The 12,136-nt window shown below is 35.3% G+C and carries 7 protein-coding genes; 5 read left to right on the top strand and 2 right to left on the bottom strand.

Annotated features, from left to right (window positions below; translation table 11 throughout):
• Positions 1–26: 26 nt before the first annotated feature.
• The gene (lepA, locus tag HHX25_RS15920) at positions 27–1,823 is read left to right on the top strand and encodes a translation elongation factor 4 (RefSeq protein ID WP_169675540.1); all 1,797 of its coding nucleotides are present in this window, start codon (positions 27–29) and stop codon (positions 1,821–1,823) included.
• Here the strand turns inward: lepA and HHX25_RS15925 are convergent.
• Positions 1,820–2,485, bottom strand: coding sequence for a response regulator (locus HHX25_RS15925; RefSeq protein WP_169675542.1), 666 nt, complete (start codon positions 2,483–2,485; stop codon positions 1,820–1,822). The two genes, lepA and HHX25_RS15925, sit on opposite strands and share 4 nt — an antisense overlap.
• A 5-nt stretch (positions 2,486–2,490) precedes the next feature.
• Complete coding sequence (locus HHX25_RS15930) at positions 2,491–4,425, bottom strand: tetratricopeptide repeat-containing sensor histidine kinase (protein ID WP_169675544.1); 1,935 nt, start codon at positions 4,423–4,425, stop codon at positions 2,491–2,493.
• 558 nt (positions 4,426–4,983) lie between these two features.
• Here HHX25_RS15930 and HHX25_RS15935 point away from each other — a divergent pair.
• From HHX25_RS15935 to HHX25_RS15950, 4 genes are all read left to right on the top strand, one after another.
• Positions 4,984–6,387: a glycogen synthase gene (locus HHX25_RS15935; protein WP_169675546.1), complete on the top strand. Its 1,404-nt coding sequence runs from the start codon at positions 4,984–4,986 to the stop codon at positions 6,385–6,387.
• A gap of 23 nt (positions 6,388–6,410) precedes the next feature.
• Positions 6,411–7,673, top strand: coding sequence for a glucose-1-phosphate adenylyltransferase (locus HHX25_RS15940; protein ID WP_169675548.1), 1,263 nt, complete (start codon positions 6,411–6,413; stop codon positions 7,671–7,673).
• Positions 7,674–7,676: 3 nt separating this feature from the next.
• Positions 7,677–9,584 (top strand): 1,4-alpha-glucan branching protein GlgB, encoded by a 1,908-nt coding sequence (gene glgB / locus HHX25_RS15945; RefSeq protein WP_169675550.1) that lies wholly within the window; start codon positions 7,677–7,679, stop codon positions 9,582–9,584.
• Between the two features lie 141 nt (positions 9,585–9,725).
• The gene (locus HHX25_RS15950; protein WP_169675552.1) at positions 9,726–12,128 is read left to right on the top strand and encodes a glycoside hydrolase family 31 protein; all 2,403 of its coding nucleotides are present in this window, start codon (positions 9,726–9,728) and stop codon (positions 12,126–12,128) included.
• Positions 12,129–12,136: the final 8 nt, after the last annotated feature.

The following is a 12,136-nucleotide window of genomic DNA, read 5'->3' on the forward strand; positions in this document are numbered from 1 at the left end:
AATCTTTTTTATGGAGATTTTTGACTATGAAGCACATTAGAAACTTTTGCATTATTGCACATATAGATCACGGTAAGAGTACACTCGCAGACCGTTTGTTGGATTATACAGGCGCTGTGACCGCTAGAGAAAAGCAGGATCAGCTTCTGGACAGCATGGATTTAGAGCGCGAACGTGGTATTACCATAAAGTCGCATGCCATACAAATGGAGTATACCTACAAAGGTGAGGAGTATGTTTTAAATTTAATTGATACCCCTGGCCACGTTGATTTCTCTTATGAAGTATCCCGTTCTATTGCTGCTTGCGAAGGTGCTTTACTTATAGTAGATGCTGCCCAAAGTATTCAGGCACAAACCATTTCTAATCTGTATTTAGCACTAGAAAACGATCTGGAAATTATCCCAGTACTTAATAAAGTAGACTTACCAAGTGCCAACCCCGAAGAAGTTACTGATGACATCGTAGACCTTTTGGGCTGTGACCCCGAAGAAGTCATTCATGCCAGTGGAAAAACAGGCTTTGGAGTCGATAATGTCTTAGCGGCTATTATTGAACGTGTTCCCGCACCAGAGGGTCAAATAGACGAACCCTTACAGGCCTTAATATTTGACTCGGTTTACAATCCGTTTCGTGGTGTAGAAACTTATTTTAGAGTGATAAACGGCTCTATTAAAAAAGGACAAAACATTAAATTCATAGCCACCGATAAAAATTATTTCGCAGACGAAGTAGGCACTTTAAAACTCAAGCAGCTCCCTAAACAGGAAATAAAAGCTGGTGATGTTGGTTATGTTATTACGGGTATTAAAGAGGCTAAAGAAGTAAAAGTAGGTGATACGATTACCGATGCCAAAAATCCAACAACCAATGCCATTGCTGGATTTGAAGATGTAAAGCCTATGGTTTTTGCAGGTATTTACCCTGTAGATACCGAAGATTACGAAGAGCTTCGTGCCTCGATGGAAAAACTCCAACTAAATGATGCATCATTAGTATTTGCTCCAGAAAGCTCAGCCGCTTTAGGCTTTGGTTTCCGTTGTGGCTTCTTAGGGATGCTACACATGGAAATTATTCAGGAACGTTTAGAACGCGAGTTTAATATGACCGTGATTACGACGGTTCCTAACGTTTCCTATCACGCTTTTACTAAAAAATATCCAGACCAGATTATTATTGTTAATAATCCTTCCGATTTACCAGAACCTTCAGGTTTAGATCGTGTTGAAGAACCTTATATCAAAGCAACTATTATTACAAAGGCAGATTTTGTTGGTAATGTCATGTCGCTTTGTATTGAAAAACGTGGTCAGATTACCAATCAGACTTATTTAACGACCGAGCGGGTTGAATTATCATTCGATATGCCGCTGGCCGAAATTGTATTCGATTTTTACGATCGTTTAAAAACAGTATCCAAAGGTTATGCCTCTTTTGATTACCATCCTATAGGCATGAAGCAATCAAAATTAGTTCGTGTCGATATTTTATTAAACGCCCAACCAGTGGATGCGCTTTCCGCATTAATTCATGCAGATAATGCAGCAAGTATAGGTAAAAAGATGTGTGAGAAATTAAAAGAACTTATCCCGCGCCAGCAATTCGATATTCCTATTCAAGCAGCTATTGGCGCTAAAATTATTTCCAGGGAAACGACGAAAGCCTTGCGTAAAGATGTTACCGCTAAATGTTATGGGGGAGATATTTCTCGTAAACGTAAGCTTCTTGAAAAACAGAAAAAAGGAAAAAAGCGTATGCGTCAGGTGGGTAATGTAGAAATTCCGCAAGAGGCTTTTATGGCTGTTTTAAAACTGAATGACTAAATAAAGCCTTTCTGTTCTGCGACTTCGAGCAATGCCCTGTCGCTTTTATTATTAACGTTAAAAATTTCTTTTAATAGGCGCTTTCTTCTTTCTATAGCAGCTTTAGAAAGTGGTATGATTTCTGGCAATTCATTCATCTTTGTACCACGGGACAACTCGTACAATAGCTTTCTATCAATAGCATCTACCATTAAATTATTAGAACTTTGTTTTCGCATTAATTTAATGACAGATTTACTATAATAAGGATCGCCTTGTATAACACTTTCAATAGCCAAAATAAGCTCATTGGGACTTAAGTCATTTTTTATTAAAAACCCATCGGGGTCTACGCTTTTAAAAATACTATTCATTCTATAGTTATCGTTATACGTGGTTACTATAACGATCTTGGTGTTTGGTAAAAGCAACCTTATTTTAACACCTAGATCTTCTCCCGAAATAATTTTCCCATCCTGAGACGGTGGTAGTTTAATATCTAAAAAAACCATATCGATCGTTTGGGGTTTTGAAGTATTTTTTATTTTAAAATAAGCATCATCGCAATTAGTAACCTTATCTATGTTAAACTCTAAACCTGTATGATTAGAACTTACCTGCTTCAAGGCATTTTCATAGGCGTCACTAATTAATGGATGATCTTCTACAATCAATATGTTCATATGTTTTAAACGCTTTTAAATGGTATATTTATAGTTAATTCAGTTCCTTTATTCGGGTTTGAGGTTATTTGATAATGACCTCGAAGTTTAGCCACTCTAGATGCGATATTCTTTAGGCCGATACCTTTATAATTTTTATGGGCATCAAACCCTATGCCATGATCTATTATCTTGATTTCTAAAACAGTATCCCTTAAAGCATAAGAAACAAGCATATAATCCGATTGGGCATGCTTTATAATATTTTGAATCGCTTCTTGAATAATACGGTAAATTTCTACTCTGCCCCCCTCACTTAACAACTCAAAATTTAAAGGGGTCTCCTTTTTAATCTCGTACTTAAAACCACCTATAACGCTTTGGTTGTCAATATGTTGTTCTATAATAGATTCTAAGCTCGTTTTTGATAGTTTTTCATCATTTTTAAGCGCATGCGATATATCTCTTACTTCCCTTTCTATATCCTGCAAATTTTCTATATGGCTCTTGTACTCATTTAAAGTGGTTTTACCTCCTTTTAGATCTAAAAAGCCCATGGCCATCCTTGTACCAAACAACCTGCCTAAGACACTATCATGTAAATCTTCCGCTATTCTATGCCGCTCTTGTAAGCGTCCTTCCTCTTGTTTGGTTTGCTGTTGCAGCATCAACTTGTATATTTCCTGATTGGCTTTTTCTTGCTCACTACTAAACCTCAGGGCTTTATTTTTTGAGCGTTGCACCTTTATAAAATACAAAAGCCCTAAAACCAATAGCAGTACCCCGCCTATAACAGAAATTAAAATGTTCTGGGTATTTAAACGCTCGGTTTCTTTTATATATTGGTCGGTTTCGAATTGTATTCGGGCAAATTTGTTTCTGTTGGCTCGTTCGCTATCAACAAAACTATCCTTTAATCTTATATATTCATATAAATAGGCCTTTCCAGAATCACCTTCTTTTAGCTTTGAAAGCATTTTTAAAGACCGTAAGACTTCTTTAAATTCTTTAATATCTAATCCAGTTTTATAAGAACATTCTACATAATATAAGGCTTTGGCTTTTTGGTTCGTTTCATAATAAAACTCCGCCATATCATTACCAGCAGTAGAAGTTTCATACTGCAAATCTAAATCATTAAAAATTTTATACGCCTTAGTAAATAAAGAATCTATTTTATACTCTTCCTTGTGTTTAGCCAAAAACATGGTATAAGCCAAATTGTTCAATATAGCACCATAAGAAGCAGGGTCTTTGTCATTTATAGTAATATCTTTGAGTAATCCATTATAAACCGCCAATGCTTCGTCATAATCTCCTCTTTTTCTATAAAGTTCAGCTATATTGATTTTAGTGTGCAATGTATTTACAAAATAATCTACTAGAAATTCATCATTAATACTAAGAGCTTTTTCATAATAATTTAAAGCTTCATCATACTCTTCGAGACCTACAGAAATCAGTCCTAAAATATTATATAATGTGTACAACTCATCAAGGCTTTCCTTTGTTTTTGGCATAGCAAGTGTTAAATTAATTGCTCTTATTATATTGGATTGACCACCTATATAATCATATTCATTTCTCTGCATTAAAGCAATACTTCCATATATTTTAGCTTGGCTAAGCTTATCTTTATCTCTTTTTAAAGTCTTGCATTTTTGATAAACCCTTAAAGATTTGTTATAATAATAATAAGCACTATCATTCATTATCTCAAAAGTTTGATAAATATACCCTAAATGATTATATATATGTGCCAGACTCATTGAGTCATTGAGCTTTATGGCTAATTTTAAATTTTTATGATTTAAGCTTATAGACTGTCGAAAATACTTTTCATTTTCTAAATAAACACAAGCAAAGTTACCATCCGAATTTAAAATAATCGAATCAACCTCTGTTTCAGAAGACAACTCACTAGCCCTTTCGGCATATCGTATCCTAGTTTCTATATCCAATTTACTATTTTTAGATAAAAGCCTTAATTCTTGTATACTATCAAGTTGTTTTTTAAAGGAATTGGTTTGTGCACAAAAGCTTGAACAAAAAAGAAGAAGGTATATGAGAGGGACAATACTTTTAAACATATTAAAGAATCGTTTTTATAATAGCGAAAACAAATATAGAATTTATCTTTAACCCCATTAACGATTTTTTATCCGCAACGATACTAATTAATTTTCTAAGATTTCTTCTTTTATTAATGAACCCATTTAAACTTTTTCCATTTGCTAAAAATAATCCTCTTCCACCCATTTTTTGTCTTTTCTTCTTTCATAGCTCTGCTATGCAACTTAAAAAAAGGCTTCAAATGGTCAAAAAATGTTCGATTTTCGCTTAAGCGCAAAAAGCTTAAATGGATTCATTGAAAAATTGAAAGTATTTGTACCCTTTTTTCAATTTTTGTTATTAATAATCTTAATTAATCTCGTATATGCATTATTTTCCTTAAAAATAAAATCTGTCAAAAATTTTAGACAATAATTTTGTAAGTTTATGAGATAGCAAAATTAAATATGAACGTAGTACACATAAGCGCAGAATGCTATCCAGTAGCCAAAGTAGGCGGGTTGGCAGATGTTGTTGGCGCCTTACCAAAATATCAAAATAGTGCCACAGTTTCATCTCAGGTTATCATGCCTTTTTATGATAACAAGTTTACTAAGGCTCACGCATTTAACACCATTTATGAGTCTGAATTAAATTTAGGAGACGCATCATTCCCTTTTAAAATATTAACACTAAAAAAAGCCCTTTTAGACTTTGAGATCTTTTTTGTCGATGTTCCCGAACTTCTGTTCAAAGAATATGTATACTCTAATGATGATACCGAGCGATTCTTAGCCTTTCAAATAGCCGCTTTAGACTGGATGCTAACCTGGGAAACATTTCCCGATTATATACACTGCCACGACCACCATACAGGGCTTATACCATTCATGCTACAAGAAAGTTTTAAATATAAGTCTTTCAGAAAGATACCAAATATTTTAACCATACATAACGCACAATACCAAGGCTGGTTCCCCCATAATAAAGTAAACCTCATTCCACCTTTTAATTTTGATAATGTGGGGCTTTTAGATTGGGGCAGTAGTATAAATCCATTAGCAGCAGCAATAAAATGTGCCTGGAGGGTTACCACGGTATCCCCTAGCTACATGGAAGAATTAAAAAAATCTGCCAACGGACTAGAAGACCTGCTAAATCACGAAAGCGCAAAATGCTCTGGGATTCTTAATGGTATCGACTGGAACGTATGGAACCCAGAAACCGATAACTACCTTGTCTCTAATTACACTGATAAAACAGTCGTTTCTGGAAAAAAAGCAAACAAAAAACATTTATGTGATACCTTTAATTTAGATTTTAAAAAACCACTCTTCGCTTTTATTGGTCGATTGGTGGGAGAAAAAGGATCTGATCTGTTTCCTGAAACATTTAAAAACATCCTTGAAAAGGGAGACGCCTCCATCTTATTATTGGGCTCTGGACATGATGAGACAGAAACCCAGCTAGAAGCGCTTAAAAACGACTATAAAGGCTCCTATAATGCTTTTATAGGGTATGATGAAGCCTTGTCGCATGTTATTTATGCTGGCGCAGACTTTTTACTTATGCCATCGCGGGTAGAACCTTGTGGTCTTAACCAGATGTACGCATTAAGATATGGTACCATACCCATAGTAAGGAGCATTGGTGGCCTTAAAGATACTGTGATAGATATTTCAGAAAATAACGGGTTTGGCATTTGTCATCCGCACGTAACGGTTTCAGACATCACAAACGCTATTGATAGAGGAGTTGATCTTTATAAAAATAACAGCATTTATAAAAAACTAAGTAAACAAATTATGGGAATTAACCACTCCTGGGATGCGTCTGCAAATGCATATATTAAATTATACAAATCTATTTAACTAATTAAACTAATAACAAAAATATGATTAACGATAAAGTTCTAGCCATTATATTAGGCGGCGGTCAAGGTTCAAGATTATATCCATTAACAGAAACGAGGTCTAAACCAGCCGTTCCTATTGCGGGAAAATATAGATTAGTAGATATTCCCATTTCAAATTGTATTAATTCAAACATAAAACGTATGTTCGTTTTAACACAATTCAATTCGGCTTCACTAAATCGTCATATAAAAAACACCTATCACTTTAGTTTTTTTAGTTCTGCTTTTGTTGATGTATTGGCTGCAGAGCAAACACCTGGCAACAAAGGTTGGTTTCAAGGTACTGCAGATGCGGTTCGGCAAAGTATGCATCATTTTGTAAGGCATGAATTCGATTATGTATTAATTCTTTCCGGAGATCAATTATACCAGATGGATTATGAATTAATGATTGATGCACATATCAAGAGCAAAGCGAAAATATCTATTGCTACGATCCCTGTGAATGCCAAAGACGCAACCTCTTTTGGTATTTTGAAAGCCAATGATAAAAATGTGATAACCTCATTTATCGAAAAACCAGATGCCAGTTTGTTACCAGAATGGACCTCCGAAGTAAGTGATGAAATGAAAGGAGCGGGTCGAAATTATTTAGCATCTATGGGGATTTATATTTTTAATAGAGACCTATTAATAAAATTAATGGACGACACGAGCACCATCGATTTTGGTAAAGAAATTATTCCTCAAAGTGTTGATAAATACAAAACTTTAAGTTATCAATATGAAGGGTATTGGACAGATATAGGAAATATAGACTCCTTCTTTGAAGCCAATATTGGTTTAACGGCAGATATTCCAGATTTCGATTTATACGATAAATCCAAACGTATTTATACCAGGGCCAGAATGCTTCCTACAACAAAAGTATCTGGAACAACACTTAACAAAACCGTCGTGGCAGAAGGTTGTATAATTAGCGCGGCAAAAATTGAAAAATCGGTCATCGGTATTCGTTCCAGAATTGGAGACGAATCAACCGTAATAAATACCTATATGATGGGTAGCGATCATTACCAAACACTAGAAGACATTACAAACCCCAAGATAAACTCAATAGGCATTGGAGCACGTTGCTTTATAAAAAATGCCATCCTAGACAAAAATTGTTGTATCGGTGATGACGTAAGAATTAATGGTGGCTTACACTTAGAACCTATCGAAACAGATTCTTACGCTGTTAAAGATGGTATTGTAGTAATTAAAAAAGGAGCCATAATCCCTAATGGTTTCGTAATATAATATATGGCACAAGTAAAACCCTATAGTCTATTTACAGAGCTAGACATCTATCTTTTTAAATCTGGAACACATTATCGCCTTTATGAAAAATTTGGATCGCACTTAACCATTATTGATGGTATTGAGGGTACTTATTTTTCTGTTTGGGCCCCTAGTGCCAAATCGGTATCTGTTATTGGCGATTTTAATTATTGGAAAGCAGGAGATCATCAATTAAATGTTCGCTGGGACTCCAGTGGTATCTGGGAAGGCTTTATCCCTTTAATTGGAAAAGGCACCGTTTATAAATATCATATTGAAAGTTATAATGGTAGTATAACCACCGAAAAAGCCGACCCCTATGCAAGGCGTTGCGAACATCCGCCAAAAACAGCATCCATAGTATGGCACGATAACTATCGCTGGAAAGATGAGGATTGGATGAAAAAGCGCAAAAAACACAATGCTATCGATGCGCCTTTTTCTGTTTACGAAGTCCATTTAGGATCTTGGAAAAAACATTTAGAAGAAGATCGATTCCTATCTTATTTTGAATTAGCCGATAATTTGGTAAACTATGTAAAAGAAATGAATTTTACACATGTAGAACTCATGCCTGTTATGGAACACCCCTATGATCCTTCCTGGGGCTATCAATTAACAGGGTATTTTGCACCAACATCACGTTTTGGCTACCCTGAAGAATTCAAGTATTTGGTTGACAAACTCCATCAAAATGATATTGGTATTATTCTAGACTGGGTACCATCCCACTTCCCTGAAGATGCACATGGTCTTGGCTTTTTTGATGGCTCACACTTGTATGAACACCCAGATAGAAGAAAAGGGTATCATCAAGATTGGAAAAGTCTTATTTTTAATTACGAACGTAATGAAGTGAGAGCTTTCCTGATAAGTAATGCTATTTTTTGGATGGAACAATTTCATGCTGATGGATTGCGTGTTGATGCCGTTGCATCTATGTTGTTTTTAGATTACTCCCGAGAAGAAGGCGAGTGGGAACCAAATATGTATGGTGGCAGGGAAAATCTTGCTGTAATAAGCTTTTTAAAAGAATTAAATAAAGAAGTTTATAGATCCTTCCCAGATGTTCAAACCATTGCAGAAGAATCTACGGCATTTCCTATGGTTTCCAAACCTGTTTTTTCTGGTGGGTTGGGCTTCGGAATGAAATGGATGATGGGTTGGATGCATGATACATTAGAGTATTTTGGCAAAGACCCCATTCACCGTAAATACCATCAAAATGACATCACATTTAGTTTAGCTTATGCCTTCACCGAAAACTTTATGTTACCACTGTCTCACGATGAAGTTGTTTATGGCAAAAATTCCATTTTAGGAAGAATGCCTGGTGATGAATGGCAACGCTTTGCAAACCTTCGTTTGTTATATGGCTATATGTTTACACACCCAGGAACCAAACTACTGTTTATGGGTGGTGAATTTGGACAATATAACGAGTGGGATTTCCAAAAAAGCCTAGATTGGAATCTATTGGAATTCGAGCCACATAAAAACCTTCAAAATTATTACAAAGCATTAAATAAACTCTATAAAACAACCCCTGCTTTATATGAAAAAGGGTTTAGTGGCGAAGGGTTTGAGTGGATTAGTTATGATGACCATGAAAACTGTGTCTTGTCTTATATAAGAAAGGGTTATGACTCCAAATATAATGTTATTGTAGTTTGTAATTTAACACCAACTATTAGGGAAAACTATAAAATTGGAGTTCCTATAAAATCAAAAATCAAAGAAATTTTCAATAGTGATGCCAAAGACTTTGGAGGAAGTGGCGTTATAAATAAAAAACAAATTGCGGCGAAAAAAGATCCCTGGAACGGTAGAGATTTTTCGGTTGAAATAACACTCCCTCCTTTAGGTATGGTTGTGTTTCAATTTAAATAATTGCTTATTTGAGATTTCCTTAATTATCTTACTGATTATTTGTGTTTTATGAAATAATCTTAATGTTTTTTTAATAAAAACAGACCACAAATGCCTGCTAAATTTAGTAATTTCGGCATTTAATAAATTGCGCACACTCTTATGATTTTAAATACTGAATTAGAATATAAAGGAAACCTATTTCCTTCTAAAATAGTTTCGTACGAAAAAAACCTAAACGTTCTCTCATTCACAACAGAAAATGGTGTTATATTGGAAGTGACTGTACGTCGTGACAGTATTCTACGATTTAGATTTACCACCACAGGTATTTTTGAAAATGATTTCTCTTATGCCATAACAAAATATGCAAGTAGAGGTTACAACCATCTTGAAGTTACAGAAAATGACGATAACTACATTATAACAACAACAAAACTTATTTGCCATATTTCAAAATTAGACTTACGAGCTTCTATTTTTGATGCTAAAGACAATACCTTAATCTGCGAAGACGAACTTGGTTTCCACTGGGAAGAAAGTTATGAACACGGTGGCGATATTGTTAAAATGTCCAAAACAGCTCAACCTGGTGAAAGTTACTACGGTTTAGGGGATAAGCCTGTAGATAATAACCTTAAAGGAAAACGTTTTGAGAATTGGGTAACAGATTCTTATGCCTATGGTAGAGATACCGATCCTATTTATAAAACAATTCCTTTTTATACAGGCTTGCACAATAAAAAATCTTACGGGATATTTTTTGACAATACTTTCCGTTCGTTTTTCGATTTTTGTAATGAACGCCGTAACATAACAAGTTTTTGGGCTCAAGGAGGCGAAATGAATTACTATTTTATTTACGGTCCAAAAATGTCTGATGTTGTTGTAAACTATACAGATTTAACAGGAAAACCTCATCAGCTACCAGCGCTTTGGACTTTAGGTTATCACCAATGTAAATGGAGTTATTATCCTGAATCGAATGTAAAAGAAATTACCGCTAAGTTTAGAGAATTACAAATTCCATGTGATGCGATTTATTTAGACATCGATTATATGGAAGGTTTTAGATGTTTTACCTGGAGCAAAGAGCATTTTCCAGATCCTAAAAGAATGGTTAAGGAATTGGCAGATGATGGTTTTAAAACCATTGTTATTATAGATCCAGGGATTAAAATAGATATGGATTACTCGGTGTTTAAAGAAGGTCTTGAAAAAGATTATTTCTGTAAACGCGCCGATGGCCCTTATATGAAAGGTAAAGTATGGCCTGGGGAATGCTATTTCCCAGATTTCACCAGACCAGAAGTAAGAGAATGGTGGGCTGGATTATTTAAAGAGCTTATTGAAGACATTGGTGTAAAAGGTGTTTGGAACGATATGAACGAGCCTGCCGTGATGGACGTTCCTGGTAAAACATTCCCTCCAGATGTACGCCACGATTATGATGGAAACCCTTGTAGCCATAAAAAAGCACATAACGTTTACGGTATGCAAATGGCACGTGCCACTTACCAAGGGTTAAAAAAATTCGCTTACCCGAAAAGGCCTTTTGTTATTACAAGAGCTGCTTATTCTGGTACCCAGCGTTATACATCAAGCTGGACTGGTGACAATGTCGCAACATGGGATCATTTAAATATCGCAAACCTACAAGCGCAGCGTATGTGTATGTCTGGGTTCTCGTTTATAGGATCTGATATTGGCGGATTTGCCGAACAGCCAAATGGTGAATTATATGCGCGTTGGATTCAGTTAGGAATTTTCCATCCATTTTGTAGAACACACTCTTCTGGAGACCACGGAGATCAAGAACCATGGGCTTTTGGTGACACCGTAACCAATGTGGTTAGAAAGTTTATTGAAATAAGATATCAATTACTTCCGTATCTATATACTGCTTTTTGGAGATATGCCGAAGAAGGTATTCCAATTTTGAAATCGCTTGTGTTATATGATCAAGAAGATTCTCAAACACACTATAGAAATGATGAGTTTATTTTTGGAGAAAAAATATTGGCTTGCCCAGTAACGGGTCCTAATCAAAAAGGAAGACGTATGTACATTCCTAGAGGAAAATGGTATAACTTCTGGACAGATGAAATAGTGAGTGGAGGTCAGGAATTATGGGTGGATGCAGACTTGGATAGCATGCCTATATTTGTTAAAGAAGGCGCTATTATTCCTAAATACCCCATACAACAATACGTAGGAGAGAAAGTTATTGATGAGTTATTACTGGATGTATACTACAAATTAGGCAAGGAAAATTCTTTGGTTTATGAAGATGCTACGGATGGTTACGACTATATCAAAGGCCGATACAGTTTAAGGGACTTTAAACTGTTAGGCAAGGATAATGAGTTAATCATTCAGCAACACAAATCCGGTAAGTTTATAACCACCTATAAAACGTTTAAATTAAGCCTTCATGGCTTGCCTTTTAAAATTTCTAAAGTTCAGGTGGATAACGAAGAAATCCTCTTTGAGGATATCAAACTTAATGGAGATAATACCTTAGTTCTAAACAAAGAGTTTACCGAGCTTCACATCATGGCTTAGGGACGAAA

The sequence above is a fragment of the Flavivirga algicola genome (assembly GCF_012910715.1).
In the GTDB taxonomy this organism is placed as follows: domain Bacteria; phylum Bacteroidota; class Bacteroidia; order Flavobacteriales; family Flavobacteriaceae; genus Flavivirga; species Flavivirga algicola.

Coding starts and splice junctions, on each gene's coding strand:
- lepA (WP_169675540.1), top strand. CDS start 27: ATGAAGCACATTAGAAACTTTTGCATTATTGCACATATAGATCACGGT.
- HHX25_RS15925 (WP_169675542.1), bottom strand. CDS start 2,485: ATGAACATATTGATTGTAGAAGATCATCCATTAATTAGTGACGCCTAT.
- HHX25_RS15940 (WP_169675548.1), top strand. CDS start 6,411: ATGATTAACGATAAAGTTCTAGCCATTATATTAGGCGGCGGTCAAGGT.
- HHX25_RS15950 (WP_169675552.1), top strand. CDS start 9,726: ATGATTTTAAATACTGAATTAGAATATAAAGGAAACCTATTTCCTTCT.
- glgB (WP_169675550.1), top strand. CDS start 7,677: ATGGCACAAGTAAAACCCTATAGTCTATTTACAGAGCTAGACATCTAT.
- HHX25_RS15935 (WP_169675546.1), top strand. CDS start 4,984: ATGAACGTAGTACACATAAGCGCAGAATGCTATCCAGTAGCCAAAGTA.